At 60.9% G+C, this 24,873-nt stretch carries 28 protein-coding genes and 1 tRNA gene; 12 read left to right on the top strand and 17 right to left on the bottom strand.

Going from position 1 to position 24,873, the window contains the following annotated elements; all coding sequences use genetic code 11:
• Positions 1-7 precede the first annotated feature (7 nt).
• The 13 genes from tolR to ruvC all read right to left on the bottom strand — a co-directional run bounded on the left by tolR (position 8) and on the right by ruvC (position 7,716).
• On the bottom strand, positions 8-460 hold the full coding sequence (gene tolR, locus C0V73_RS02100) for a protein TolR (RefSeq protein ID WP_102018331.1): 453 nt from the start codon (positions 458-460) through the stop codon (positions 8-10).
• A 24-nt stretch (positions 461-484) separates the two neighbouring features.
• Positions 485-1,204 carry a protein TolQ gene (tolQ, locus tag C0V73_RS02095; protein WP_102018330.1) on the bottom strand — a complete coding sequence of 240 codons (720 nt, stop codon included), beginning with the start codon at positions 1,202-1,204 and terminating at the stop codon, positions 485-487.
• 247 nt (positions 1,205-1,451) lie between these two features.
• Positions 1,452-1,892, bottom strand: a complete 441-nt coding sequence (gene ybgC, locus C0V73_RS02090) for a tol-pal system-associated acyl-CoA thioesterase (RefSeq protein ID WP_172449968.1) — start codon at positions 1,890-1,892, stop codon at positions 1,452-1,454.
• A 174-nt stretch (positions 1,893-2,066) separates the two neighbouring features.
• Complete coding sequence (locus tag C0V73_RS02085) at positions 2,067-2,732, bottom strand: hypothetical protein (protein WP_210200145.1); 666 nt, start codon at positions 2,730-2,732, stop codon at positions 2,067-2,069.
• A 269-nt stretch (positions 2,733-3,001) separates the two neighbouring features.
• A complete protein-coding gene (locus tag C0V73_RS02080) occupies positions 3,002-3,571 on the bottom strand; it encodes a DinB family protein (RefSeq protein ID WP_102018329.1) in 570 nt (189 codons plus the stop codon).
• Positions 3,568-4,077 (bottom strand): NUDIX hydrolase, encoded by a 510-nt coding sequence (locus C0V73_RS02075; protein WP_102018328.1) that lies wholly within the window; start codon positions 4,075-4,077, stop codon positions 3,568-3,570. The genes C0V73_RS02080 and C0V73_RS02075 overlap by 4 nt, the downstream gene beginning before the upstream one ends.
• Positions 4,078-4,080: 3 nt before the next feature.
• Positions 4,081-5,121, bottom strand: a complete 1,041-nt coding sequence (gene ruvB, locus C0V73_RS02070) for a Holliday junction branch migration DNA helicase RuvB (protein ID WP_102018327.1) — start codon at positions 5,119-5,121, stop codon at positions 4,081-4,083.
• Complete coding sequence (locus C0V73_RS02065; RefSeq protein ID WP_102018326.1) at positions 5,118-5,513, bottom strand: type II toxin-antitoxin system VapC family toxin; 396 nt, start codon at positions 5,511-5,513, stop codon at positions 5,118-5,120. The genes ruvB and C0V73_RS02065 overlap by 4 nt, the downstream gene beginning before the upstream one ends.
• Complete coding sequence (locus tag C0V73_RS02060) at positions 5,510-5,791, bottom strand: AbrB/MazE/SpoVT family DNA-binding domain-containing protein (protein WP_102018325.1); 282 nt, start codon at positions 5,789-5,791, stop codon at positions 5,510-5,512. Before C0V73_RS02060 ends, C0V73_RS02065 begins: the two co-directional genes overlap by 4 nt.
• A 62-nt stretch (positions 5,792-5,853) precedes the next feature.
• Positions 5,854-6,471 (bottom strand): Holliday junction branch migration protein RuvA, encoded by a 618-nt coding sequence (gene ruvA / locus C0V73_RS02055; RefSeq protein ID WP_102018324.1) that lies wholly within the window; start codon positions 6,469-6,471, stop codon positions 5,854-5,856.
• A 16-nt stretch (positions 6,472-6,487) separates the two neighbouring features.
• Positions 6,488-6,907, bottom strand: a complete 420-nt coding sequence (locus C0V73_RS02050) for a type II toxin-antitoxin system VapC family toxin (protein ID WP_172449966.1) — start codon at positions 6,905-6,907, stop codon at positions 6,488-6,490.
• The gene (locus tag C0V73_RS02045; RefSeq protein ID WP_102018323.1) at positions 6,888-7,148 is read right to left on the bottom strand and encodes an AbrB/MazE/SpoVT family DNA-binding domain-containing protein; all 261 of its coding nucleotides are present in this window, start codon (positions 7,146-7,148) and stop codon (positions 6,888-6,890) included. The genes C0V73_RS02050 and C0V73_RS02045 overlap by 20 nt, the downstream gene beginning before the upstream one ends.
• Before the next feature lie 55 nt (positions 7,149-7,203).
• Complete coding sequence (ruvC, locus tag C0V73_RS02040) at positions 7,204-7,716, bottom strand: crossover junction endodeoxyribonuclease RuvC (RefSeq protein WP_102018322.1); 513 nt, start codon at positions 7,714-7,716, stop codon at positions 7,204-7,206.
• A 151-nt stretch (positions 7,717-7,867) separates the two neighbouring features.
• Here ruvC and C0V73_RS02035 point away from each other — a divergent pair, with 151 nt between their 5' ends.
• The 3 genes from C0V73_RS02035 (at position 7,868) to C0V73_RS02025 (ending at position 12,382) form a co-directional block, all read left to right on the top strand.
• Positions 7,868-8,869, top strand: a complete 1,002-nt coding sequence (locus tag C0V73_RS02035) for an LLM class flavin-dependent oxidoreductase (RefSeq protein ID WP_102018321.1) — start codon at positions 7,868-7,870, stop codon at positions 8,867-8,869.
• Positions 8,870-9,027: 158 nt separating this feature from the next.
• Entirely contained in the window at positions 9,028-11,307 is a 2,280-nt protein-coding gene (locus C0V73_RS02030; RefSeq protein ID WP_102018320.1) for a methyl-accepting chemotaxis protein, read from the top strand.
• 238 nt (positions 11,308-11,545) lie between these two features.
• On the top strand, positions 11,546-12,382 hold the full coding sequence (locus C0V73_RS02025; protein ID WP_102018319.1) for an outer membrane protein: 837 nt from the start codon (positions 11,546-11,548) through the stop codon (positions 12,380-12,382).
• A 68-nt stretch (positions 12,383-12,450) separates the two neighbouring features.
• On the opposite strand, the gene C0V73_RS02020 is transcribed toward C0V73_RS02025, so the two are convergent.
• Positions 12,451-13,443: a transporter gene (locus tag C0V73_RS02020; RefSeq protein ID WP_102018318.1), complete on the bottom strand. Its 993-nt coding sequence runs from the start codon at positions 13,441-13,443 to the stop codon at positions 12,451-12,453.
• A 237-nt stretch (positions 13,444-13,680) separates the two neighbouring features.
• Here C0V73_RS02020 and C0V73_RS02015 point away from each other — a divergent pair, with 237 nt between their 5' ends.
• The 5 genes from C0V73_RS02015 (at position 13,681) to C0V73_RS01995 (ending at position 20,400) form a co-directional block, all read left to right on the top strand.
• Positions 13,681-14,859 (top strand): phosphoserine transaminase, encoded by a 1,179-nt coding sequence (locus tag C0V73_RS02015; protein WP_102018317.1) that lies wholly within the window; start codon positions 13,681-13,683, stop codon positions 14,857-14,859.
• Positions 14,860-14,946: 87 nt separating this feature from the next.
• Positions 14,947-16,542 (top strand): phosphoglycerate dehydrogenase, encoded by a 1,596-nt coding sequence (serA, locus tag C0V73_RS02010; RefSeq protein WP_102018316.1) that lies wholly within the window; start codon positions 14,947-14,949, stop codon positions 16,540-16,542.
• 206 nt (positions 16,543-16,748) lie between these two features.
• Entirely contained in the window at positions 16,749-18,161 is a 1,413-nt protein-coding gene (locus C0V73_RS02005; protein ID WP_102018315.1) for a cytochrome ubiquinol oxidase subunit I, read from the top strand.
• On the top strand, positions 18,151-19,155 hold the full coding sequence (gene cydB / locus C0V73_RS02000) for a cytochrome d ubiquinol oxidase subunit II (protein WP_102018314.1): 1,005 nt from the start codon (positions 18,151-18,153) through the stop codon (positions 19,153-19,155). The genes C0V73_RS02005 and cydB overlap by 11 nt, the downstream gene beginning before the upstream one ends.
• A gap of 240 nt (positions 19,156-19,395) precedes the next feature.
• Positions 19,396-20,400, top strand: coding sequence for a TIM44-like domain-containing protein (locus C0V73_RS01995; RefSeq protein ID WP_102018313.1), 1,005 nt, complete (start codon positions 19,396-19,398; stop codon positions 20,398-20,400).
• Between the two features lie 94 nt (positions 20,401-20,494).
• Here C0V73_RS01995 and C0V73_RS01990 read toward each other — a convergent pair whose 3' ends face one another.
• A complete protein-coding gene (locus C0V73_RS01990; RefSeq protein ID WP_102018312.1) occupies positions 20,495-21,079 on the bottom strand; it encodes a transglycosylase SLT domain-containing protein in 585 nt (194 codons plus the stop codon).
• A 161-nt stretch (positions 21,080-21,240) separates the two neighbouring features.
• On the opposite strand from C0V73_RS01990, the gene C0V73_RS01985 reads away from it, so the two are divergent.
• From C0V73_RS01985 to C0V73_RS01975, 3 genes are all read left to right on the top strand, one after another.
• Entirely contained in the window at positions 21,241-21,642 is a 402-nt protein-coding gene (locus tag C0V73_RS01985; RefSeq protein ID WP_102018311.1) for a four-helix bundle copper-binding protein, read from the top strand.
• 126 nt (positions 21,643-21,768) lie between these two features.
• Complete coding sequence (locus C0V73_RS01980; protein WP_102018310.1) at positions 21,769-22,869, top strand: Gfo/Idh/MocA family oxidoreductase; 1,101 nt, start codon at positions 21,769-21,771, stop codon at positions 22,867-22,869.
• A 22-nt stretch (positions 22,870-22,891) separates the two neighbouring features.
• Positions 22,892-23,533 (top strand): ThuA domain-containing protein, encoded by a 642-nt coding sequence (locus C0V73_RS01975; protein WP_102018309.1) that lies wholly within the window; start codon positions 22,892-22,894, stop codon positions 23,531-23,533.
• Between the two features lie 7 nt (positions 23,534-23,540).
• Here C0V73_RS01975 and C0V73_RS01970 read toward each other — a convergent pair whose 3' ends face one another.
• Positions 23,541-23,774 carry a hypothetical protein gene (locus tag C0V73_RS01970; protein ID WP_102018308.1) on the bottom strand — a complete coding sequence of 78 codons (234 nt, stop codon included), beginning with the start codon at positions 23,772-23,774 and terminating at the stop codon, positions 23,541-23,543.
• Positions 23,775-23,907: 133 nt separating this feature from the next.
• On the opposite strand from C0V73_RS01970, the gene C0V73_RS01965 reads away from it, so the two are divergent.
• On the top strand, positions 23,908-24,576 hold the full coding sequence (locus tag C0V73_RS01965) for a DUF2971 domain-containing protein (RefSeq protein ID WP_143708297.1): 669 nt from the start codon (positions 23,908-23,910) through the stop codon (positions 24,574-24,576).
• Between the two features lie 139 nt (positions 24,577-24,715).
• On the opposite strand, the gene C0V73_RS01960 is transcribed toward C0V73_RS01965, so the two are convergent.
• Positions 24,716-24,792, bottom strand: a tRNA-Met gene (locus C0V73_RS01960).
• Positions 24,793-24,873: the final 81 nt, after the last annotated feature.

The following is a 24,873-nucleotide window of genomic DNA, read 5'->3' as shown; positions in this document are numbered from 1 at the left end:
CGTCCGATCAATTCTGCTGTTCCTGCAAGGTCACAAGACCGATATTGGTGAAGCCGGCCGACGAAATCCGCGCCATGACCTGCATGACAATGCCATAGGTGGCGGCGGTATCGGCGCGGACGAAAATACGTTCATTGTAGCCGGTGGTGGCGATCGCCTGCAGCTTCGGCACGACTTCCTCGATCGGGATCGCCGTTTCCTGCAGGTAGATCTCGCCGGCGGGATTGACCGAGACGGTGATCGGCTGGTTTTCGCTGCTCATCGCCTTGGCCTGGGTCTGCGGCAGGTCGATCGGCACGCCAACCGTCATCATCGGTGCGGCAACCATGAAGATGATCAGCAGCACGAGTACGACGTCGACGAAGGGCGTGACGTTAATTTCGCTGACGAGGGCTTTCTTGCCACCGCGACGTCCGCGGCGTCCGCCACCCTTGCTACCCGATCCGACCGACATACCCATGATGCGTCTCCTGCCTTCCGGGCCTTACTGTGCCGCCTGGCGCGGCTGCAGCTTCTCGTCAATCTGACGCGACAGGATGGCCGAGAATTCGTCTGCGAAGCCTTCCATGCGCGAAGAGAGCTTGCCCGCTTCGCCGGAGAACTTGTTGTAAGCGATAACCGCGGGGATAGCGGCGATCAAGCCGATTGCGGTTGCGAGCAGCGCCTCGGCGATACCCGGTGCGACGACCGCGAGGCTGGCATTGTTCGAGCCGGCGATGGCCTGGAACGAGGTCATGATACCGATGACGGTGCCGAAGAGACCGATGAAGGGACCGGCGGAACCGATCGTGGCGAGCGACGACAGGCGCGATTCGAGCGCTTCGGACTCGCGTGCCATGGTCACGTCCATGGCGCGGTCGATACGCATCTGAAGGCCGATCGGCGAGCGGGCGCCGCGCTCGAAGCTCTTCTTCCACTCGCGCATGGCGGCGACGAAGATGGCGGCGAGGCCGGTGTTGTTGCGCTCGGCGAGGGTGCGATAGAGCTCTTCCAGCGACTGGCCGGACCAGAAGACCTGCTCGAACTGATCAAACTGGCGGCGGGCGCGGGCGTAGCTCAAGTATTTGTCGATGACGATCGCCCAGGTCCAGACGGAGGCAGCCATCAGGCCGATCATGACGAGCTTGACGATCAGGCCCGCCTGCATGAAGAGGCCCCAAAGGCTCACGTCATGGGTCGCAGCAGCCATTCCAACTTGTTCCATCGCCTTCAATTCCCCGAATATCCAAACGCCCGGTGGGTTGGACCGGGCGGCGACATGAGCTTTACTGGTGGAAAACTTGTGCGGTCGCAGCCGCCGAAACCCTTTTCCCGCCTTAGCTCCCGGAGTGCTTCTGGGATGAAAATTTGGTCAAAGGAAGGCGTGCGCTGCACAAACTTCCAAGCGCCGAGTAAGACCCGATTAAGGTTAAAAAGGGGTTACCAAAGGCCTCGATCAGGGCTTTGTGAATTCAGGCGAGGAACTGTTTGGCGAGAGCATCCGGCAGGCGTCTGGGGCGGCCGGCTCGGTTGACGACGGCGATCACAACCTTGGCTGCGATCAGGATCTGCTCCCCCCGACGGATCTCCTGCTGCAGGATCATCTTCGCGCCGCCGGCCTTTTCGGTCACCGTCACGACCGTGATGATGTCGTCCATGCGGGCAGGGGCCTTGAAGTCGATCTCCATGCGATGGACCATGAAGGCGAGGCCTTCGTCCGAGGTCTGGAACAGCGTGGACTGTTCGACGCCGAGGCAGCGGAGATAATCCGTGCGGGCGCGTTCCATGAAATGCAGGTAGCGGGCGTGATAGACGGCGCCGGAGAAGTCGGTGTCTTCATAGTAGACGCGCTGGGTCAGGTGATGACCATCTGCAGTCAGCCTGCCGGAGAGCGATATTTCCATCGAAGACATTGCCGTCCCTGGTCCTGCATGGGTGGGCACTGCCTGATGCCTGGCCCGGTGGTATTGTCTTCAGGCGCATAGCAGAAAGTGGCGGAGTTTCGCAAACCGGGATCGCGTTTCAGGCATTCGCTCGGCTGGGTAGAAGGCCGGCTCTTACGCGCCGGCCTTCCGTTTCAGTCTTGATCAGGCAAGCCCCATGACCGGTTCCGACCGATCGCGCAGGCTGGAGGGCAGCTCAGAGCGCCGGTCGTCTCCAAGTGCCAGAAAGAGGAGCTGCGTTGCCAGCAAGGCAAGAGTCAGCAGCAGGGCATAGGCAAGCAGGATCGTCGTCATCGGGACGACGAAATTGAGCTGCGGCATCGCGCCGAGAAGCAGAGGGACGTACCAGGAGGTGGCCGACAGGGCGCCCGAGGCAAAAAACAGGCTGCGCTGTCCGGTCGACATGCCGTCGAGCAGCGAGCGTCCGATCTGAGCCTTCACCTTGGGGAGCACGACCATGTGCAGGAAGATCCCATTGATCGTCAGGATGAGGACGATCGTCATCTTGGCCCAGACCTTTTCATTGCCGAGCCGGATCGGATCGAAGGCGCTGTAATAGGCGAGAAAGCCAAGCCCTGTGATCCACAGGAGGATCAAGCCGGCATTGACGATCCGGGAGCCGAAATGGAAGACATTCCACTGGTCGGACGTCACCTTGCTCCTGAGGAAGAACTTCAGGATCATCAGGTCGAGAACTGTTGCCGCCCCGAGTCCTAAGGCAAGGCCTATGAAGTGGACGATACGCAACCCCGTCTTGATGGATGCGACGGGATCGAGGCGTAATGTATCGATAAGGTACATGAGACCCATAACGGGAATCCTTCAGGTTGTGCGAGGCCCCCACTTCCTCCTTCTGTCCAGTTTTACAGACGCGCGGAACCATTTCCGCAAACGCCGGGCGTATGCTGACTGTGAAATCAGGAATTACTCATTGCGTCGACTTAAGGGGCCGCACTTAACCTTAGGTCCGCCGCCTCATTACTAGCGTATCTGGACGGAAAAGGGGCTGGCATGTGGCGTCATTATGATATGCAGATTGTCTGATGCACGCGCTCGGCAGATGCGGCGCGACCGGCTTTTCAGGCTTCGCCCAGGCTCATGACCTGGGCTTCCGTCATCCCGAGCCGCTGAAGAACATCCGAACGACTTGCCGCGTCATCGGCCACAATGAACTCGTCGATCTGTGGTGGCTTGATTGTGGTGCCAGCCAGCATGGCATGCGCCTGGCCGCGATGATGGGTCTGGTGCTGGAAGAGGTGGGAGAGCACGTCGTCGCAGCGCTCCACCTGGATGCGGCCTGTGCGATGGATCCTCACAGGGCGGTCGAGGTTTTCGTCGTTTAGAGCCAGGCAAAAGGCGAGCAGGCGTCGGTCGGATGCCAATTGCGCTGCGCGAAGGTCGGCGTGGTCGGGAAAGGGGATCTGATTGGCCCAGGCCTTCGGGCCAAGATCACCGCCTTCGATGGCGTCGACGTAGAACCAGTCGATGATCAGGATATGATTAAGTGTGGCGACGAGCGAAGGGAAAAAGCTCGTGCGGGGTGCCTTGAATTCTCCGGGCTCCAGCTGCGAGACGGCCTCGTGCAGGCGGTCGTTGGCCAGCATATTGGCATAGGCGAGCTTGCGGATGAACCGTGTGGCCTCTGTCATGGCGTGTCGAGGTCCCCATCGTGCCAGACCACGTGTTTCGGCGAGGCCGGCAGGTTTTCGATTTCTTCGGCGATGAAATAGGGTGGGATATCCAAGGCCTTCAGCGCTTCCCGCGTCGCCGGCACCCATTTGAATTCCAGAGAATTCTTGCCGTCCTCATTGCGGTGGATGATGTCGGTCGGGTGGAAGGGGAAGCTGTTCGGGATCTCCATCCGATAATAGAGACCCAGTTCGTGCCAGGTCTTGCCTTCGTAATCGAAGAAGTTCTCGGCGATCCAGAGCAGGGGGCCGACGACGGCCTCCACGCCCAGTTCTTCCTGCATTTCGCGGACCAGCGTTTCCGTCGAGGTCTCGCCGATCTCGGCGCGGCCACCGGGGAAAGTCCAGAAGGTCTCGTGGGTCGCGCGGTGGACCAGCACATGACCGTCGCGGAAGGCGAGGCCGGCGATACGGTGGTTGAAGCGCCGCTTGCCGTCCTTGATGGTGATCAGGGTGCGCTTAGACACGGGTTAATCATCCTCGAGCGTGAGCCGGAATTGCGCCGCTTCGAGATCCTTGGGCGGTGTCATGCCGAGGTGTTTCCAGGCGGTGGCCGTCAAAACACGGCCACGCGGGGTGCGCTGGATGAAGCCCTGCTGGATCATGTAGGGCTCGATGATATCCTCGATGGCGTCGCGCGGTTCTGACAGGCCCGCGGCGATGGTCTCGATGCCCACAGGGCCGCCGCCAAAATTGACGGCGATCATCGAGAGGTAGCGCATATCGAGCTGGTCGAGGCCCATATTGTCGACGTTGAGCCGCGTCAGGGCTTCGTCGGCGATCTGGCGAGTGACGGTCTCGGCACGGGCGACTTCGGCGAAGTCGCGGACACGGCGCAGCAGACGGCCGGCGATGCGGGGCGTGCCGCGCGCGCGGCGGGCAACTTCACGGGCGCCGTCTTCGGTCATCGGCAAGTTCAAGAGGCGGGCACCACGGCGGACGATCGATTCCAGTTCCTCGACGGTGTAGAAATTCAGCCGCACCGGGATGCCGAAACGGTCGCGCAGCGGCGTCGTCAGAAGGCCCAGACGGGTGGTGGCGGCGACAAGGGTGAACTTCGACAAGTCGATCTTCACCGAGCGGGCGGCGGGGCCTTCGCCGATGATCAGGTCGAGCTGGAAGTCCTCCATGGCCGGATAGAGGATTTCCTCGACGGCGGGGCTCAAGCGATGGATCTCGTCGATGAAAAGCACGTCGCGCTCTTCGAGATTGGTCAAAAGGGCCGCCAGATCGCCTGCCTTGGCGATCACAGGGCCTGACGTCGATCGAAAGTTGACGCCGAGCTCCTTGGCCATGATCTGGGCAAGCGTCGTCTTGCCGAGGCCGGGTGGGCCGACGAAGAGCACGTGGTCGAGCGCCTCGCCCCGGTTCTTGGCCGCTTCGATGAAGATCTTCAGATTGGCGCGGGCCTCGGCCTGACCGGTGAAGTCGTCGAGCGTCTGCGGGCGCAGCGCTGCATCGAGGTCTTCGCCACGCTTTTCCGGGGTCAGGATCGGGTTGTTGGTCATCATGCGAGAAGTTCCATGCCGGGTATCGCCTCAGCCGAGGTTCTGTCGAAAGTTACGGCCGCCTTGCAGCCGGCACGCTTGGCCGACCAGGCAATCAGGTAGTCGGCGATATCTGATTGTGGCGTATTTTGAGAAAGGAGTGCGTCCAGTTCCTCGGTAAATTCCACCACGAGGCGATCCGCTGCCACCAAATTTTGAATGAGGTCGCACACGGTTGCCAAGGGCAGCTTCAAATTCCGACGTAAAACCCAAACAGTTTCTGCAAGAACAATCGCGCTGACAAAAGCCGGGTCTTCCGCGCTTCGTTCGGAGAAGAAATCTCGCGCAAGTGCGTTTTGCTTTGGATCGTCCTCGACAAGAAATCGGACGAGCACGTTGGTATCGACGCCGATCATTTCAATCGCTCTGCCGTTTCGCGCAGGATGCGGTTATCGTCTTCCGCTGCGGCGTCGGCCACCGACTCCTCCATGTCTTCCAGACTCAAGCTTAACCCCGGTGGCAGTTTTACGATGCCGGCGAGATCCATCAGGTTCTTGTTTTTCGGGATCGCCACCACCTGGCCATTGCGAGCAGCGACATAGAACCTCGTGCCTGGTTCCAGCTTCAGCGCATCTCGCACTTCACTCGGAATCGTAATCTGACCTTTGGAGGTCATGGTGGTAAATGCACCCATGTCTTACGTCCTCATGGAATTCTTACGAGAAGCATATCAGTATTTCGTTCTTGCACCAATTCCTACCGCGACAGCTCCTTCAGCCCCAGACGGATTAACTTGGCGCTATCAGCCCCTTCTCCGCCGTTCTTCAGGGCCGCTGCGATGGCATTGGCGGCCTGGTCGCGGGAATAGCCGAGGTTGGTCAAAGCAGAGACAGCATCGGCTACCGGCACGGAGGCTACGCCCTCGCCGAGTTCCTGCTTGAGGCCGATATTGGCGGAGGCTTCGCCGGCGAAGGCGGGAGCCTTGTTCTTCAGTTCGGTGACGAGGCGAAGCGCCACCTTCGGTCCGACGCCAGGGGCGCGGGAGATCGCTGCCTTGTCTTGCAGCGCGATGGCATTGGCGAGTTCCGACGGGGTGAGGGTGGATAGCACGGCAAGCGCCACCTTCGCGCCGACACCCTGGACGCTTTGCAAGAGGTTGAACCACTCGCGCTCCAGCGCACTCATGAAGCCGAAGAGCTTCAACTGGTCCTCGCGGACATAGGTCTCGATGAACAGGACAACCGCTTCGCCGGCAGAGCCGATCCGCCCCAGAGTGCGCGAGGAGCAGTGGGCGACGTAGCAGACGCCGTGGACGTCGACGAGGACGTAGTCGTCGCCGATCTCGTCGATGGTGCCTTTGAGTTTGCCGATCATGGGAGCGTCCGTCGCGTTACAGGGGATGGGTTTCGGGGGAGATGATGTCGAGGTCTGGGAAGTAGCTGCGATAGCGCGCAGCATCCCGCGTCAGCAGGCGATGCGACCGAACTGCTGCGTGAGCGCCGATAAAGAAGTCCGGCAGGGTGCGTTCGCGCTGGCCACCGTTTCTTCGGTAGAGCAGGTGCGCCTTGCCCGCGCGGAAGGCCACGTCATAGGACAAGGGTTCTTTCTTCAGGTCGAGCCAATCGAGCGCCTGGCTGAGCTGTTGCTCGGTAAGTAGCGAGGCTGCGAGTTCGGACCAGATGACCGGATTGATCACCAACGGCCCCTCCTCGAAGCAGCGGCGCATTGCGTCCACTGACCACGCCCGCGTCGCGCTATTCGGCCCGAGCACATCGATCAGTGCATTGGTGTCAATGATGGTCGAGGTCATCACGCGGCCCTCGAAGCCAATCGACATATTCATCTGAGGTCATGCCATTGGTGTCGAAAGTCCCCTCGACACTTCTCGCCCAGGCGTCAAAATCCTTGAATGCATCGCTGGCATCGCCGTTCTTGACCAGCATGACGCCCGTCTCGGCAACAACGAAATCGACGTCCGATCCCGGCTTGATGTCGAGCCGATCGCGGATGTCCTTGGGGATTGTGACCTGGCCTTTTTCAGTGACGCGCATTGTAATACCTCTTGAGTATTACTTACTGAGGCGATCGGAACAAGTCAAGAACAAATCAGGCTGAGGCCAGCACCTTGCGCATGCGGTCGCCGCCCCTGTTATGGGCGTGGCAAATGGCGATGGCGAGCGCATCGGCGGCGTCGTTGCCCTTGAATTCGGCCTTGGGCATCAGGATCTTCAGCATCATGTGGATCTGCGCCTTTTCGCCGTGGCCGACGCCGATGACGGCCTTTTTCACGGCGTTCGGCGCATATTCCGCCACCGGCAACCCTGCGCGGGCAGGGACCAGCATGGCGATGCCGCGGGCCTGGCCGAGCTTGAGGGTCGCGACCGCATCCTTGTTGACGAAGGTCTGTTCGACGGCTGCCTCATCGGGCTTGTAGGCGTGCACCACTTCGGCCAGACCATCATGCAGCTGGCACAGGCGTGAGGCGAGATCCATGTCGCCGTCGGAGGTGACAGTGCCCGATCCGACGAAGCGCAGCGAGTTGCCGAGCGTCTCGATGACGCCCCAACCGCAGCGGCGGAGGCCCGGATCTATACCGATGATGCGAATCGTGGATGTCATGCGAAACCCTAATGCAGATGTGGGTTGGTGTGCCAGTCAAATGTGAACAAACAGAAAACAAGCGAAGTGATTATAATTTATGATCGTCACCTCTTGGGACTTCGGCAGCGCCTGACTACATGAGGGAGGTACATAGAACAGAGCCACCGCCATGATACCGTTTTCCATTCTCGATCTTTCTCCCATCTCCGAGGGACATTCGGTTCGCGAGGCGCTGGATGCGTCGCGAAAGCTTGCGCAGATGGCGGAAAAGAACGGATATCGCCGCTTCTGGCTGGCCGAGCATCATGGTATGCCGGGCATTGCAAGTGCGGCCACGGCACTGGTGATCTCCCATGTGGCGGCAGGCACAGAGACAATACGTGTCGGCTCCGGCGGCATCATGTTGCCCAATCACTCGCCGCTCGTGATTGCCGAGCAGTTCGGAACGCTGGAAGCGCTCTACCCTGGGCGCATTGAACTCGGTCTTGGCCGTGCGCCGGGAACCGACATGCGCACCGCGCGTGCCCTCAGGCGCAATATGGATGCCGGTGCCGAGAGCTTCCCGCACGACATTCTCGAACTGCAGCGCCTGATGGGTGAGCCGGATGAAGAAGGCGGGCTGATCGCCGTTCCCGGCATGAACAGCCACGTGCCGATCTGGCTTCTCGGGTCGAGCCTCTACAGCGCGCATCTCGCTGCCGCGCTTGGGCTACCTTACGCGTTTGCTTCGCATTTTGCGCCCGATCAGCTCCTCGATGCGGTCGAGATCTATCGCGAGCGCTTCCAGCCGTCAGCTTCCTTACAGAAGCCCTATGTGATGGTCGGCACCATGGCGGCGATCGCGGAGACGGATCGGGAGGCCGAACGCCTGTTCACGTCTGCCCAGCAGCAGTTCGTCAACCTTCGCCGCAACGTCCGTCGGCCGTTCCCGCGTCCTGTCGATACGATGGAAGGCTTCTGGTCGGATATTGAGCGCATCGGTGTGGAGCACACCCTGCGCTATGCGATCGTGGGATCGCCGGAGACGGCTGCGGACAAGCTTGGCCGCTTTGTCGCCGAGGTCAGGCCCGATGAAGTTATCGTCTCGACGCCGGTCCACGATCTGAACGCCCGTCTGCGTTCCGTCGAGCTCTTTGCGGGCCTCCGGCAGCGCGTGGCGCAGCCCGTCTGAACCCCTTGGTATTACGGGGTTTCGCCTAATATCTTTACGGCCAATTAAGGGCGGAGAGTGATTGTTCCTGGATAAAAGGGGAATCTGCTGTGTTTCGCAGCAGATCGAAATTCTGGCCGCGACCGGACTTGTCCGGCCGGCCAGCGGGAACAAAAACCATGACAGCTCGCATCCATTCGCTTTCGTTCAAAGTCATTGCCGTCTTTCTGCTGCTGACACTCATTACCATCGCTCTACTCAACGTCTTCGCCTATCGCAGCTCCAGCCAGCTGTTCGGCGAGCAGACGGAAAAGGCGATGACCAGCACGCTGACCTTCCGCGGAGACCTTCTCACGGAGAAGCTGCAGGCGCTGGAGAATCAGGCCGCTTCGATCGCCAAGATCGAGACATTGCAGCAGTCGCTGACGGGCCTGAAGAGCGGTTGGAACACGATCGCCAAGAGCACCGGCGACGCCAAGGCGGAGCTGCAGCGCGTCTTCGTCACCGAAAACCCGCATCCGGCCGGTGAGCGCGAGAAGCTGATCAAGCCGGAGGGGCCGAGCGGCTTCTACTATTCCACCCATGAGACGACCCAGGCCCAGGTTGCTGCCTATCTTGCAGGCACGAACTTCAGCGACATGCTGATCGCGGACCAGAACGGCAATGTCATCTATTCCTTCGAGAAGGGCCCAGCCTTCGGTGAGAACCTGAAGGAGGGCAGCTTCGCAGCGACCGGGCTCGGACGCGTTTACCAGCAGTCCGCCGAGGCTGCGGCGAAGGCCGTAGACGATGTCGTCGGCGTGAATTTCTCAGGCCTTTCCGTCGGTGGCGATGCGGGTGCGCCGGATATCTATTTCGCCGTTCCCCTCGTGAAGCTCGGCGGCTTCAAGGGCAGCCTTATGTTCCAGGTGAAGGCGGAGGTCTTCGTCAATCTGTTGTCCAAGGGCATCATTGCCGGCAGCAGCCAGACGGCGGCCATTCTTTCGGGCAATGGGGCCGGCATTGCGCTCGACGCTTCGGGCAAGCTGACCGATGTCCGTGCCGACTTCTCTATCTCGGGCGATGGTATCGCCGTTCAGGACGGTCAGCGTCCGGAAGGTGCCGCGGTGATCTATGGCCGCCGGATCAGCTTTGCCGGTCAGGACTTCGTGGTGACCGAGAGCCTGACCAAGGCCGAACTGGAAGCCGGCTCTATCCGCATCGCGACGATCCTGATCATCACGGGTCTGATCGCTCTTGCCATTCTCGCTGCTGCCACCTGGGTCTTCACCCGCCGTCTTTTTGCGCCGCTCGACCGTCTCGTTGCCTTCACCGGTGCCGTTGCCGACGGTGCGATCGAGCAGCCGGTCGAAAACCAGGACCGTCGTGACGAGATCGGCAGCATGGCGCGGGCGCTCGAACGCTTCCGCCAGGCGCTCATCGAGCAACAGAGGCAGTCTGCGGAGCGTCGGGACGAACGGGCCCGCGCCGAGGAGGAGCGTCGGCAGCGTATGGAAGAGCGGGACCTTGAAGCCCGGACCCTGCAGGAGGTCGTCGAGACCCTCGATACGGGGCTGGACAGGCTGGCTGCCGGCGATCTCGCCTTCCGGATCGAGCGCCGCTTCCCGGCTGATCTCGAAGGACTACGCTCCAATTTCAACAAGGCAATCGAGACGCTGAGCGCGACGCTTGGCGGGATCGGCGGCAATTCTGTCGCGGTCCGCGAGGGATCCGAGGAGATGCGCGCGGGCGCCGACCAGCTCGCTGAGCGGACCGAGCGCCAGGCGGCTGCCATCTCGCAGGCTGCAACAGCGATCCAGGAGATCACCAGCGCCGTCAAGACGCAGATCGCGCGTGCCGAAGAAGCCGAGCGGATTGCGCGTGCCGCGAAGGACGATACCGCGATGTCGGGTCTCATCATGCGCGATACGATCGCTGCCATGGAGGCGATCCAGGGGTCGTCGCAGTCGATATCCAACATCATCGGTGTGATCGATGAGATCGCTTTCCAGACCAACCTTCTGGCGCTCAATGCCGGTGTCGAGGCGGCACGGGCGGGCGAGAGTGGCAAGGGCTTTGCCGTGGTGGCACAGGAGGTGCGTGAGCTTGCTCAGCGCTCGTCGAATGCCGCCAAGGAGATCGCCAACCTGCTGTCGAAGTCACGCGGCGAAGTGGACCACGGCGTCAAGCTGGTGGAGAAAGCCGGGAATGCGCTGGATGGCATCGGTTCCCACGTGCTGTCGATCAACAGCCATATCGGCGAGATCATGGAATCCACCCGGGAAGAGGCGCAGACGCTTGTCGATATCAACACATCGGTGAACCAGCTCGATGCCATGACCCAGCAGAATGCCGCGATGGTCGAGGAAACGACCGCCGCCATTCACCGGCTTGCCGGTGAGGCTGCCGAGATGGATCAGCGGCTGGGCTTATTCAATCTCGGTGCCATGCGCACCAGCCAGGGTCGCCACGCCGCCTGAGCGGCGCCAAGGCGAGCCTATTCGATGCAGGTCAGGGCGCGGTTCTCCAGGGAGCCGCTCCCTTTCTTTTTGCTCTCCATGTGGTTGCAAGTATCAAGGTTAGCAAATGGATAAGGGTTAGAGTTAAGATCTGTAGTTAATCGCAACTTAACCTTTCCACTCCATTATCCGTCCCAATTCAGGATGTCTGGCTTGGGACGCCCTGACGCGACAACGCTGGGATTTGGAGTATCCTGTCATGACGAAAACCATTTTTGCCGCGGTCACGGCTGCCCTGCTTGCCAGCTCGGCCGCCTATGCCGCTGATGTCTATCAGGCCGAACCGCAGCCGGCCTATGTCGATGCACCGGAAGTTGCGGTTGCGGAAGCGTCTGGCTGGTACCTGCGCGGTGATCTCGGCTACAATTTCAACAAGCTGCGTGGCGCCAAGTTTTTCCAGGGCTCCAATGCTGACGAAGCCAGCTTCACGACGTCCTCCATCAAGGACAGCTTCTGGGTCGGCGGCGGTGTCGGTTACCAGGTCAACAGCTATCTGCGCACAGACCTGACGTTCGACTACATGTTCAAGTCTGACTTCAAGGGCTCAACGACGGGTTCCTGCGGTGTTGCCGTAGCGTGCACGTCGACCGATCTGGCTGCCCTCAAGGCTTACACCTTGATGGCCAACGCTTACGTTGACCTCGGCACTTACGCCTATTTCACGCCATACATCGGTGGCGGTATCGGTGGCTCCTACGTCAAGTGGGACAAGCTGCGGAACACGTCCTGCGAAACCGGTGATCCGTCGAACTGCGATCCTACCGTCGAACATGGCGGCAAGGGCAGCTGGCGTTTCGCCTATCAGCTCATGGCTGGTGCCTCGATCGACGTGACATGCAACGTCAAGGCCGATCTCGGCTACCGCTTCCGCCACACCATGGGTGGCGACATGTTCGGTTACGCCTCGAACGGCGGTCCGGGCTACGACAAGGGCTTCTACAGCCACAGCGTCCATGCTGGCGCCCGTTATGTCTTCGGTGGTTGCGAAACCCCCGTCGCCTATGAGCCGCCGCCGGAATTGCCGGTCTACAAGTAATCCGGATACGGACGTCTAGCGTCACAGATCAGAAAGGGCCCACTTCGGGCCCTTTCGCGCGTCTGGGGTCAGAGAATTCCGGTTCTGCGCAGGATCCACCAGGACAGCATCACCGAGATCAGGATGAAACCGAAGGCATAGGCCGTGCCGTGCAAACCTTCCGCAAAGGGGAGGGCGGTGGTGTTCATGCCGAAGAAGCCTGTGACCAGTGACGGCGGCAGGAGCAGCGCCGTCATCAGCGACAGAATGTAGAGATGCCGGTTCGTCTCGGCGCTCTGTTTGGAATCCAGTTCCTCATGCAGGAGCCTTGCCCGGTCGGCCAGCGCATAGACATCCTGATCGACGGCTTCGAGCCTTGCTGCGAGACGCGCGAGGCTGTCTTCCATCTCCTCCGGCAAGTCCTCGTCATCGGCGGCTGCGGCCCGCCGCATGACCAGCAGCATGGTGCGCAAGTGCCTGTGCAGCCTGACGATCAACCGCCGCACCGGTGTCAGTCGCCGCCGCTCGTCGCGCATTTCCGTGCCGTAGACATGGTCTTCGATCTGGTTCAGTTCTTCCGTCAGTTCCAGAACTACGGCGATCAGCCCGCGTTGAAACTCGGCCACGAGCAGTTCGAAGATCTGAAGCGGCGAGATGTAGCGTGCGGCGTTCTTTTCGACCGCCGCGCGAACCTTGTCGACCGAACGGATCGGTTGCAGCCTCGTCGTGATGATGAAATTTCCAGACAGGGCGACATGCAGCCAGCCGATGTCCCTTGTGGTCGAATCGAATTCGCGTTGGAAATCGATCAGCGTGCCGAACAGCAGGCCCTCGTCCACCGAAAGTGCTGCATGCGTGTCATGGGTGGTCAGCGCTGCGATCGCCGGGGGTGTCAGGGCCTGGAACTGTTCGAGAAACGCTGGCACACGTCCGTCCGCCAGGTTGAGGTGGAGCCAGATGAAGCCATCCCCCGGCTGTGCCTGCTCGATGGAACATTCCGCCGGCAGTCGTTCGCTTCGCAGGCCGGGGGTGATCCGGTAGGCCCAGACGAGGCCCGGAATTGCGCTGCTCAGGGGAAACATCGATGCGGGCTCCGTGGTGGCGGGACTGGAGGCGGTGGGTCTTGAGGCAGATGCGCCCGATGGATGACGGATTGATGACAGTCATTGCTGCCGGGCTGCGTCACCTCTGGCGCGGACGGAACAAAAATTTTGCTCATCGCGACGCAACCCCGCTTGACTGATATGGGCGACAGGAGTAGTTCCGACGGCGGGACACCTCTCCCCAACGAGAGGCTAATTACCTGGAAGGGTATCTATATGGCTGATGTGATCGCCCCCGCCGCGCGTCCGGCAAACTCTCATTTTTCGTCTGGCCCCTGCTCGAAGCGTCCCGGTTGGTCGCTCGATGCGCTCTCCGATGCCCCGCTCGGTCGTTCGCACCGCGCCAAGGTCGGCAAGGAAAAGCTGAAGCTGGCCATCGACCTTACCCGCGAAATTCTCAACGTTCCCGCTGACTACCGCATCGGCATCGTTCCGGCCTCCGACACGGGCGCCGTTGAAATGGCGATGTGGTCGCTGCTCGGCGAACGCGGCGTCGACATGCTCTCCTGGGAAAGCTTCGGCGCCGGCTGGGTCACCGATGTGGTGAAGCAGTTGAAGCTTGCTGATGTCCGCAAGTTCAACGCTGATTACGGCCTGCTGCCGGATCTCGCCGCCGTCGATTTCGACCGCGACGTCGTCTTCACCTGGAACGGCACGACCTCGGGCGTTCGCGTTCCGAATGCCGATTTCATCCCGGCTGACCGCAAGGGCCTGACCATCTGCGACGCCACCTCGGCAGCATTCGCGCAGGACCTAGACTTCTCCAAGCTCGATGTCACCACTTTCTCCTGGCAGAAGGTTCTGGGCGGCGAGGGCGGTCATGGCGTGATCATCCTGTCCCCGCGCGCTGTCGAGCGTCTGACGACCTATGTGCCGGCCTGGCCGCTGCCGAAGATCTTCCGCATGACCTCGGGCGGCAAGCTGATCGAGGGCATCTTCGTCGGCGAGACGATCAACACGCCGTCGATGCTCTGCGTCGAGGACTATATCGATGCGCTGAAGTGGGCAAAGTCGATCGGTGGCCTTGAAGCCCTGATCGCTCGTGCCGATGCCAATGCCAAGGTGATCTTCGACTTCATCGAAAAGAACGACTGGATCGCCAATCTCGCCGTTGACGATGCGACGCGCTCGAACACCTCGGTCTGCGTCAAGATCGTCGACCCCGAAGTCACGGCGCTCGATGCCGACGCTCAGGCTGCGTTTGCCAAGGGTATTGCCAGCATCTTGGAAAAGCAGGGTGTCGCCTTCGACATCGGTGCTTACCGCGATGCGCCGGCCGGCCTTCGCATCTGGGCGGGTGCCACAATCGAGACTGCCGACATGGCGGCTCTCATGCCGTGGCTCTCCTTCGCCTATGAGACGCAGAAGGCGTCTCTGGCCAAGGCTGCCGCCTGATCCTTGATCAATTCGGCTCCGCCACAGCGGCGGAGCCCCGAAATTTCCTCATCTCATTCAAACGAACTCTCTGAAGGAGGCCTCGTCATGGCACCTCGCGTTCTCGTATCCGACGAATTGTCTGAAACCGCCGTCCAGATCTTCCGTGATCGCGGCGTTGAAGTGGATTTCCAGCCGAAGCTCGGCAAGGACAAGGAAAAGCTCGCCGAAATCATCGGCAATTATGATGGTCTCGCCATCCGTTCGGCCACCAAGGCGACGGAAAAGCTGATTGCCGCTGCGACCAACCTCAAGGTCATCGGCCGCGCCGGCATCGGTGTCGACAATGTCGACATCCCGGCTGCGTCGAAGCGCGGTATCATCGTGATGAACACGCCGTTCGGCAACTCGATCACGACGGCAGAGCACGCGATTGCCCTGATGTTTGCCGTTGCCCGCCAGCTGCCGCAGGCCGATGCCTCGACCCAGGCCGGCAAGTGGGAAAAGTCGAAATTCATGGGTGTCGAAATCACCGGCAAGACGCTCGGCGTCATCGGCGCCGGCAATATCGGCGGCATCGTCTGCAAGAAGGCGATCGGCCTTGGAATGTCCGTCATCGCCTATGACCCCTTCCTCTCGGCTGAACGTGCCCAGGAAATGGGTGTCGAAAAGGTCGAGCTCGACGAGCTCCTGCCGCGCGCAGACTTCATCACGCTGCATGTGCCGATGACCGACAAGACGCGCGGCATTCTCGGCAAGGACAACATTGCCAAGACGAAGCCCGGCGTGCGCATCATCAACTGCGCCCGTGGTGGTCTCGTGGATGAGGCAGCCCTTGCCGACGCCATCAAGTCCGGCCATGTCGCCGGTGCAGGCTTTGACGTCTTTGAAGTCGAGCCCGCCACCGAAAGCCCGCTTTTCGGCCTGCCAAACGTTGTCTGCACGCCGCATCTCGGCGCCTCGACCACGGAAGCCCAGGAAAACGTTGCTCTGCAGGTCGCTGAGCAGATGTCCGACTATCTCATGAAGGGTGCCGTCTCGAACGCCATCAACATGCCGTCGATCACGGCTGAGGAAGCGCCGATCCTGAAGCCGTTCATCCGTCTCGCTGACGTGCTCGGTTCGTTTGCCGGCCAGATGACCGAGAACCCGATCAAGGAGATCGAGATCCTCTATGACGGCGTGACCTCCGGCATGAACACCAAGGCGCTGACGTCTGCGCTGCTGGCCGGCCTCATCCGCCCGCAGGTTGCCGACGTCAACATGGTTTCGGCGCCGATCATGATCAAGGAAAAGGGCGTCATCGTCTCGGAAGTGAAGCGCGACAAGACCGGCGTCTATGACGGTTACATCAAGCTCACCGTCACCACCGAGAAGCAGACCCGCTCGGTTGCCGGCACCGTCTTCTCCGATGGCAAGCCGCGCTTCATCCAGATCAAGGGCATCAACATGGATGCCGATGTCGGTCCGAACATGATCTACATCTCCAACACCGACGTTCCCGGCATGATCGGCTTCATGGGCACCACGCTCGGCAATGCCAAGGTCAACATCGCGAACTTCCAGCTCGGTCGCGACAAGGAAGGCGGCGATGCCATCGCGCTTCTCTACGTCGATGGCCCGGTGGAGCAGGCGGTTCTCGACCAGCTCACCGCCAACCCGGCGGTCAAGCAGGCCAAGCCGCTGGTGTTCAACGTCGACTGATCGACGTTCTAGATATCATCGACAAAGACGGCGCGGGATCAAACCCGCGCCGTTTGCGTTTGTCGCCGGAAGCGGCGGTAGATTAGAAACATATGAAAAATATTATGCGTTGAACTGACGCATGGCGGGTTGTCGCATTGCCTTGTCGGTGCAAGGGTATAGTTGATGTTTATCATCTCCGGGAGGAGAGAAGGAAAGGACATCCCATGTTCGAGCACTTCGACGCGCAACTCCTGGCACGCATACAGTTTGCCTTTACCGTATCGTTCCACATCATATTCCCCGCCTTTTCCATCGGGCTTGCGAGCTATCTCGCGGTGCTCGAGGGCCTATATCTCTGGAAGAAGGACAAGGTCTATCTGGAGCTCTTCGACTTCTGGAAGACGATCTTTGCGGTCGCCTTCGGCATGGGGGTCGTGTCGGGCATCGTCATGTCCTACCAGTTCGGCACCAACTGGTCGGTGTTCTCCGACAAGGCGGGGCCGGTCATTGGTCCTCTGATGGGCTACGAGGTGCTGACCGCCTTCTTCCTGGAAGCGGGCTTCCTGGGCGTCATGCTCTTCGGTCGCAACCGCGTCGGCCCGGGGCTACATTTCTTTGCCACGCTGATGGTCGCCTTCGGCACGCTGATCTCGGCCACCTGGATCCTGTCGGTCAATTCCTGGATGCAGACGCCTGCAGGCTTCGCCATGAACGATGTGGGCCAGTTCGTGCCTGTTGATTGGTGGAAGATCGTCTTCAATCCGTCCTTCCCCTATCGCCTCGTTCATATGGTCATCGCCGCCTATCTCACCACCGCCTTTGTCGTCGGTGCCGTCGGCGCCTGGCATCTACTGAAAGGGACTGCACCACGCCGCGCTGGCGTGATGTTCTCGATGGCCATGTGGATGGCGGCGATCGTCGCGCCGATCCAGATTGCTGCCGGCGACGCGCATGGCCTCAACACGCTGGAGCACCAGCCGGTCAAGGTCATGGCCATGGAAGGCCATTTCGACAGCCATCCGGAGGGCGCGCCGCTGATCCTGTTCGGCATCCCGAACACGGAAGAGAAGAGGATCGACTACGCGCTTGAAATCCCCAAGCTTTCGAGCCTCATCCTCAAGCATGACCTGAACGCACCGCTTGCCGGTCTTGATACGATCCCGGACGACAAGGAGCCGCCGGTCGCGATCGTCTTCTGGTCCTTCCGCGTGATGGTGGCGATCGGCTTTGCCATGCTCGGCGTCGGCGTGTTCTCGCTCTGGTGTCGCTGGAAGGGGACGCTGCATTCCAATCACTGGCTGCACCGGGCTGCCCTCGTCATGGGTCCTTCCGGCTTCGTCGCAGTGCTGGCCGGCTGGATCACCACCGAGGTCGGGCGCCAGCCCTACACGGTCTACGGCCATCTTCTCACGGCCGACTCGATTTCGCCGATCGCGGCACCCGCGGTTGCGGCCTCGCTGATCGCCTTCATCGTGGTTTATTTCATCGTCTTCGGGGCCGGCACCTTCTACATCCTGCGCCTGATGGGCCGCCTGCCGCGTGACCCGATGCCGGATCTCGACGATGGCCCGATCCGCACCTCCGGCATCACGCCGGCTGCCCAGCCCGGTCACCATGGAGGCAAACATGCCCATTGATCTCCCCTTCATCTGGGCCGGCATCATCGCCTTTGCCGTGCTTGCCTATGTCATCCTCGACGGCTTCGATCTGGGCGTCGGGATCCTCTTTCCCTTCTTTCCGGAGAAGCACGAGAAGGACCTGATGATGAACTCGGTGGCGCCCGTCTGGGACGGCAACGAGACCTGGCTGGTGCTCGGCGGGGGAGGGCTGCTGGCCGTCTTCCCGCTCGCCTATGCGACCATCCTGCCGGCGCTCTATGCCCCGATCATCCTGATGCTCCTGGGTCTGATCTTCCGTGGCGTCGCCTTCGAATACCGCTGGCGGACGCAAAGGGCGGAGCATCTGTGGAACTGGGCCTTTACCGGCGGCTCGGTGGTTGCGGCCTTCTTCCAGGGCGTGGCGCTCGGGGCACTGGTTCAAGGCATCCCGGTCACCGACCGCGCCTATGCCGGCGGCTGGTGGGACTGGCTTACACCGTTTTCGGTGGCGACGGGCGTGGCACTGGTCATTGGCTATGCCCTGCTCGGGGCGACATGGATCGTCATGAAGACGGAGGGTGACATATGCAGGCGCGCCCGCTCTCTCGCGCTTCCCCTGTCCTTTGCGACCGTCGGGGCCATGGGGATTTTCAGCCTCTGGACGCCGTTCCTGGAAGCGCCCTATTTCGAGCGCTGGTTCGGCTATCCAACGATGATCTTCTCCGTCATCGTGCCGGCCCTGGTGCTTGGCTGCCTCTACCTGATCGTCTCGGGGTTGAAGGTGGGACATGACGCGCGGCCATTCATCGCGGCGCTCGGGCTCTTCGTGCTCGGTTATGCCGGGATCGGCATCAGCTTCTATCCCTATATCGTGCCGTCCTCGCTGACGATCTGGGAAGCTGCCGCACCTGATGAGAGCCTTGCCTTCCTGCTCTACGGTGCGGTCATCCTGGTGCCGATGATCCTGGGCTACACGGCCTATGCCTATTGGGTCTTCCGCGGCAAGCTCAATCCGGACGAGGGCTATCACTGATGGACAAGCGCCTGATTGCGAGCCGTCTTTTGTGGTTTGTCGGCCTCTGGGCCGGCGGGGTCCTTGCGATCACGATCGTCGGCCTGATCATCAAGTTCTGGCTCAACGGCTGATCCCGATCACTTGAAATTCAATGGAAATTGCGGGGCTCACTCTTCAAAAGAGGGTGAGCTCTCTCCATATGGGAGCCAAGCCCACCAAAGGGCATCGAGACTGTTTCGAGGAGGACAGGAAACACCCATGCGGCACAACGCAAAGATATTAGCGACGCTCGCGCTCGGCATGATGGTCACGCTTGTGGCCGTCGATTTCGCTGAAGCCCGTCGCGCTTCAGGCGGCTTCGGCAGCCGTGGCACGCGCACCTTCAATCAGCCGGCGATCACCCGCACGGCGCCGGCACCGGCTGCTCCGATCGAGCGGACGATGACGCCGCGCACCAATGCGACCCAGCCGGGTGCGGCCCAGTCGACGGCCGCCAACCAGGCAGCGCGTCCGGGTGGCCTGTTCGGCGGTCTCGCCGGTGGCCTCATGGGCGGCCTGCTGCTCGGTGGTCTGTTCGGCATGCTGATGGGCACGGGCTTTGGCGGTGGCTTCGGCTTCCTCGGCCTGCTCCTGCAGGGCTTGCTGATCTTCTTCCTGATCCGCTTTGCCATGCGCATGTTCGCCAACCGCCAGGCGCCGGCATCAGGCCCCAGCGGCGGCCCCGGTTTCGGCGGCTTTGGCGGGATGGCGCGCGACAATCAGAGCGGTGACCAGCCGCGTCCGAGCTTCCAGATTCCGAAGCTGGGTGGCGGTGCTGCGGCCAGCGCCTCTGCCGCCCGTTCGGGACCGGCCGATGAACTCGGCATCACGCCGAAGGATCTTGAGCGTTTCGAACAGCTCCTGCAGGAAATGCAGCGGGCCTATGCCGAGGAAGACTATGGTGCACTCCGCCGCATCACCACGCCGGAAGCCATGTCCTATCTCGCCGAAGAGCTTAGCGAGAACGCGACCAAGGGTGTGAAGAACACGGTGCGTGACATTAATCTCGTCCAGGGCGATGTCTCTGAAAGCTGGGCCGAGGACAAGATGGAATACGCGACGGTGGCGATGCGCTACGAAGCGATCGACTATGTCGTCGACCGCCAGAGCGGCGACGTTGTCGAAGGTGATCCGAACACGCCGGTCGAATCGGTAGAGATCTGGACCTTCGCCCGCCGCCCGAACACCCAGTGGCAGATTTCCGCGATCCAGAGCGCCAACTGATCTCCAGCGGTACTGATTGCAAGAAGCCTCCCCATCGGTCACGATGGGGAGGCTTTTTCGTTTCAGTGCGGTACTCTGATCGCGTGCCCCAGCTTCAGCCCGGGCACTGCTGCAGCTGCTTGGCGTAAGTATAGGTAATCTCGGTAAACCGCTTAGCACCGCGCAGAGCCTCCGGGCGCTTGTTGTAGGCGCCGCGGAGATAGCCGGTGTGGCCGGAGTGATAGGCGAGATAGAGCTTGTAGGGGTCGTTCAAGGGGATGTTGACCTTCGTCGCGCTCTCGCGGTGATACCAGCCGATGAAGCGAATGGCGTCGGCGAAATCGGTGCGGCGGGCGCCCCAGCGGCCTGTTTCGCGCTGGTAGCGTTCCCAGGTGCCGTCGAGGGCCTGGGAGTAGCCATAGGCCGAAGAGGCGCGCTTGCCGGGGATGAAACCCAGGATCATCTTGCGCGGCGGCTTGGCGTTATGGCGGAAACTCGATTCCGTATAGATCGTCGCCATCAGGATCGGGACCGGCACGCCGTATTCGCGTTCGGCGTCGACGGCGGCGCGGCGCCAGTTGTTGAACAGCCCGTCGCGCTGCTCGAAAATCGCGCAGGCATTGCGGGTCTGGGATGGCGGCTTGGCACAGGCCGTCAGCATCAGCATGACGCCGAGGGTGGAAATAAGAGCGGTACGCATGACAAAACCTCGCTACAGGCCGGCCATTCTATTCATTAAAATTTAACGAAAGGTTTTCTTAACCGCCCCCGGATCTAGCACCCCCCGATCGGGGGTGGGGAACTCTTGGCGCCTCGCTCTGTTTCAATTGCATCACCAATCGCAAACAGGAGGCGAGAACCATGTCCATTCGAGCCATGATCGAGACCCACCCGATGACGAACGGAGAGGCGAATGATGCGCTGATCGCCTGTATCAAGGCCTGCTTCGACTGCGCGCAGACCTGCATCTCCTGTGCGGATGCCTGCCTCGGGGAAGACATGGTGGACGAACTTCGCCAATGCATCCGACTGAACGAGGATTGCGCCGACATCTGCCTTGCCACGGGCCGGGCCTCCATCCGACGCACCGGACGCAACGCGCAGGTGCTGCAGGGGCTTGTCGAAGCCTGTGCCCGCGCTTGTGCAGCCTGTGCCGAAGAATGCGGCCGCCATGCCGAGATGCACCCGCATTGCCGCATCTGCGCCGAGGCCTGCCGGGCCTGTGAAGATGCCTGTCGACAGACGGTCAACCCCATACAATGAGGCGTTGACCTCAGTCGCATTTGCACCCAGTCTGCCTGGCGATCGCAAGGCAGCGAGGAGGAACGGTTGCGTTCTTGCCCGGCGATCGCAGGTGGACATTCGTCCGGGAGCGAGGATCTTCAAGACATGCAGCAGGTCGGCATCGGCATCATCGGATGCGGTAATATTTCAGGCGCTTATCTCAAGGCGCTCCAGCATTTTCCTATCCTGAAAGTCTGCGGCATCGCCGATCTGAACAGTGATCTGGCCACAGCGCGGGCTGCGGAATTCGGTGTGCCGGCGCGCACGATCGACGAGCTTCATGCCGATCCCGAGGTTGCGATCATCGTCAACCTGACGATCCCCAAGGCGCACGTCGAGGTGGGGCTGAAGGCGCTTGCCGCCGGCAAACATGTCTACTCGGAGAAGCCGCTCGGCGTAACCTTCGCCGAGGGCAAGCGGCTCGTCGAGGCGGCCAGATCCCTCAACCTCAGGGTCGGCTCTGCCCCCGACACCTTTCTCGGCGGCGCGCATCAGACGGCGCGCGGGCTGATCGACCAGGGCGTGATCGGCCAGCCGATCGGCGGCACGGCCTATTTCATGTGCCCCGGCCATGAGCGATGGCATCCCAATCCGGACTTCTACTACGAAGCCGGTGGCGGGCCGATGCTCGACATGGGGCCCTATTACATCACCGATCTCGTCAATCTCTTCGGTCCGGTCGAAAAGGTGGCGGGCTTTGCCACCAAGGTACGTGACAACAGAAAGATCGGCAGCGAGCCGCGTCGGGGCGAGACGATCCCGGTGCATGTGCCGACGCATGTCGCAGGGTTGATGTCCTTCGCCAATGGCGCGGTGGTGCAGATCTCCATGAGCTTCGATGTCGCCGCGCACTGGCACAAGCCGCTCGAGGTCTATGGCACCGAGGGCACCCTGATCGTGCCGGATCCCAATCATTTCGGCGGCGACGTCTTTGTCCTGCCGCTGACCGGCGAGGCGCAAGGGCGCCCGGTGACGCTGCCTTATACCGAAGGCAATTGGCGCTCGCTCGGCGTCGCCGACATGGCGCATGCCATCCTGTCCAACCGGCCGCATCGGGCAAATGGCGATCTCGCGCTGCATGTGCTTGAGGTCATGGAAGCCTTTCAGACGGCTTCCGACCGGGGCGAAACCGTCAAGATCACCACCAGCGTCGAGCGGCCGGCGCCGCTCGAACAGTCGCTCATCGATGGCCTGATCGGCCGCTGAAGACAACAACAGGGAAATTCACATGCGTCAGGTTCTGATTTGCTGGGGCGGCTGGGATGGACACCAGCCCGAACAATGCGCCGCCGTCATCTCCGACATGCTGCAGGCGGAGGGGTTTTCCGTCCGCGTCGAAGCCGGCACGGAAGCCTTTGCCGATCCTGCGATCCGCGACTACAGCCTCATCGTGCCGATGCTGACGATGACCAAGATCGAAAAGCCCGAAATCGAGAACCTCGAACTCGCCATCCGTGGCGGCGTCGGCCTCGGCGGCTTTCACGGCCAGGCCGGCGACAGCTTTCGCGATTGCGTGCAGTATCAATACATGATCGGCGGCCAGTGGGTCGCCCATCCCGGCAATATCTATGATTACACGGTCGAGATCACCAAGCCGGATGACCCGCTGGTCTCCGGCATCGGCGATTTTCCCTATCGCTCCGAGCAGTATTACATGCATGTCGACCCGAACAACGAAGTGCTGGCGACGACCACCTTCACCGGCGAGCACGATGAGTGGATCGACGGGCATGTGATGCCGGTCGTCTGGAAGCGCCGCCACGGGCAGGGCAGGGTGTTCTACTCCTCGCTCGGCCACCAGGCGGCGGAGTTCGAGGTGCCGCAGATGCGGGAGATTGTGCGGAGAGGGTTGGTTTGGGCGGCGCGATGAGGGCGGGTTAACCGACGAGCCAGGAACGTACGGCCGTCCAGTTGTTCAGGATGACGATGACAGCAGTTGCGATCGACAGCATCGCGGCTGCCTTGCCCATGGTCGGCAGGCTATTGACGCGGCCTTTCAGCTCGCCGAACTCGATCGCAGACGGGGCGCCGCGCAGCATGCCCTTGATCTCGGCGGTATCCTGCACGATCCGCTTCATGTCGTCTTCGAGAGCTTTGACGCGCTGTTCCATGGCTTCAAATGTGCCACCGCTATTGCACTCTTTCAAGGCGATTGCCGGTAGGCCCGCTTGGCGCGAAATGTGACAAGCTGTTACAACCATCTCGAAGCCCTAAGTTTAAGATGGGTTCAAGGGAGGGGTGGTAGTGACGTCTATCAAAAAATTACCACAGAGGCTGCGTCGCTATACAGATCTTGCATCGGGCTTACACACGCTTCGGGCAAAGAAAATTACGCTGTTGGACCCGTCCCGTTGGGACGACGGGAATGACCGCGTATGTATGGAGCGATACAAAGAAGCACTAAAGCTCCGAACGCTTCTCGCGATATGCTTTGCCGACTGCAAAGAAACTTACCATCATTGGCGTGTTTTCACCGTCGGGGCATCCGGCGTGTGCTTTGAGTTCGATCGGGATAAGCTGTGCAAAAGCTTAAGCGGCTTAGAGGGCATCAGATGGCAAAATGTTGAATACCGCAAACTCGACATGCTTCGTCCGTCTCCGAAGCAATGGCTTGTCAGTGAGCTGCCATTTTTGAAGCGGGCGCCCTACGAGCCCGAGCAGGAATTGCGGATAATCTACTCCTCCGCAACTGAAGAAGTTGAGACGTTTGATGTCCCAATCGAAATCAGTTGGATCAAACGGGTGATACTGAGCCCATGGATGCCGGTCGCGTTGAGGCAATCGGTGATAGAAACGATCAGGGATATTCCTGGATGCCGGAATATCACCGTCCAGGGCACATCACTCGTCGGCAGTCAGTTCTGGCGAAAAAAGGTTCTTGGGGCCGTGTTAGATGGCTCCAGAAAGCGTTGAAACCCTTTCGCTGGTCACTTTCCAATACGAGCTAAAAGTATGGCCGGATGCCAGAGGAGGACGTGGGGCTCGGCTAAACGCTGATTTAGCAGTTCGATCCGCGTTCTTCGTTGTAGGTACTTGGAAAGTTAAAGATTTTTGGTAGCGGGAGGCGGACTTGAACCGCCGACCTTGGGGTTATGAATCCCACGCTCTAACCACCTGAGCTATCCCGCCACACATTCGGAAACCTTGTGGGCCGTGGCAGCCCGTCCGAAGCGATGGGCGGCTTATAAGGCGAGGCTCCGATCAAAGTCA

This window comes from Rhizobium sp. TH135, assembly GCF_002855515.1.
Lineage (GTDB): Bacteria > Pseudomonadota > Alphaproteobacteria > Rhizobiales > Rhizobiaceae > Allorhizobium.
This window is presented reverse-complemented; position numbering and strand designations above follow the sequence as displayed.

Bases quoted from the DNA above. Each gene is read 5' to 3' on its own strand.
- tolR (WP_102018331.1), bottom strand. From the start codon at position 460: ATGGGTATGTCGGTCGGATCGGGTAGCAAGGGTGGCGGACGCCGCGGA.
- tolQ (WP_102018330.1), bottom strand. From the start codon at position 1,204: ATGGAACAAGTTGGAATGGCTGCTGCGACCCATGACGTGAGCCTTTGG.
- ybgC (WP_172449968.1), bottom strand. From the start codon at position 1,892: ATGTCTTCGATGGAAATATCGCTCTCCGGCAGGCTGACTGCAGATGGT.
- C0V73_RS02085 (WP_210200145.1), bottom strand. From the start codon at position 2,732: ATGGGTCTCATGTACCTTATCGATACATTACGCCTCGATCCCGTCGCA.
- C0V73_RS02080 (WP_102018329.1), bottom strand. From the start codon at position 3,571: ATGACAGAGGCCACACGGTTCATCCGCAAGCTCGCCTATGCCAATATG.
- ruvB (WP_102018327.1), bottom strand. From the start codon at position 5,121: ATGATGACCAACAACCCGATCCTGACCCCGGAAAAGCGTGGCGAAGAC.
- C0V73_RS02065 (WP_102018326.1), bottom strand. From the start codon at position 5,513: ATGATCGGCGTCGATACCAACGTGCTCGTCCGATTTCTTGTCGAGGAC.
- C0V73_RS02060 (WP_102018325.1), bottom strand. From the start codon at position 5,791: ATGGGTGCATTTACCACCATGACCTCCAAAGGTCAGATTACGATTCCG.
- ruvA (WP_102018324.1), bottom strand. From the start codon at position 6,471: ATGATCGGCAAACTCAAAGGCACCATCGACGAGATCGGCGACGACTAC.
- C0V73_RS02050 (WP_172449966.1), bottom strand. From the start codon at position 6,907: ATGACCTCGACCATCATTGACACCAATGCACTGATCGATGTGCTCGGG.
- C0V73_RS02045 (WP_102018323.1), bottom strand. From the start codon at position 7,148: ATGCGCGTCACTGAAAAAGGCCAGGTCACAATCCCCAAGGACATCCGC.
- ruvC (WP_102018322.1), bottom strand. From the start codon at position 7,716: ATGACATCCACGATTCGCATCATCGGTATAGATCCGGGCCTCCGCCGC.
- C0V73_RS02035 (WP_102018321.1), top strand. From the start codon at position 7,868: ATGATACCGTTTTCCATTCTCGATCTTTCTCCCATCTCCGAGGGACAT.
- C0V73_RS02030 (WP_102018320.1), top strand. From the start codon at position 9,028: ATGACAGCTCGCATCCATTCGCTTTCGTTCAAAGTCATTGCCGTCTTT.
- C0V73_RS02025 (WP_102018319.1), top strand. From the start codon at position 11,546: ATGACGAAAACCATTTTTGCCGCGGTCACGGCTGCCCTGCTTGCCAGC.
- C0V73_RS02020 (WP_102018318.1), bottom strand. From the start codon at position 13,443: ATGTTTCCCCTGAGCAGCGCAATTCCGGGCCTCGTCTGGGCCTACCGG.
- C0V73_RS02015 (WP_102018317.1), top strand. From the start codon at position 13,681: ATGGCTGATGTGATCGCCCCCGCCGCGCGTCCGGCAAACTCTCATTTT.
- serA (WP_102018316.1), top strand. From the start codon at position 14,947: ATGGCACCTCGCGTTCTCGTATCCGACGAATTGTCTGAAACCGCCGTC.
- C0V73_RS02005 (WP_102018315.1), top strand. From the start codon at position 16,749: ATGTTCGAGCACTTCGACGCGCAACTCCTGGCACGCATACAGTTTGCC.
- cydB (WP_102018314.1), top strand. From the start codon at position 18,151: ATGCCCATTGATCTCCCCTTCATCTGGGCCGGCATCATCGCCTTTGCC.
- C0V73_RS01995 (WP_102018313.1), top strand. From the start codon at position 19,396: ATGCGGCACAACGCAAAGATATTAGCGACGCTCGCGCTCGGCATGATG.
- C0V73_RS01990 (WP_102018312.1), bottom strand. From the start codon at position 21,079: ATGCGTACCGCTCTTATTTCCACCCTCGGCGTCATGCTGATGCTGACG.
- C0V73_RS01985 (WP_102018311.1), top strand. From the start codon at position 21,241: ATGTCCATTCGAGCCATGATCGAGACCCACCCGATGACGAACGGAGAG.
- C0V73_RS01980 (WP_102018310.1), top strand. From the start codon at position 21,769: ATGCAGCAGGTCGGCATCGGCATCATCGGATGCGGTAATATTTCAGGC.
- C0V73_RS01975 (WP_102018309.1), top strand. From the start codon at position 22,892: ATGCGTCAGGTTCTGATTTGCTGGGGCGGCTGGGATGGACACCAGCCC.
- C0V73_RS01970 (WP_102018308.1), bottom strand. From the start codon at position 23,774: ATGGAACAGCGCGTCAAAGCTCTCGAAGACGACATGAAGCGGATCGTG.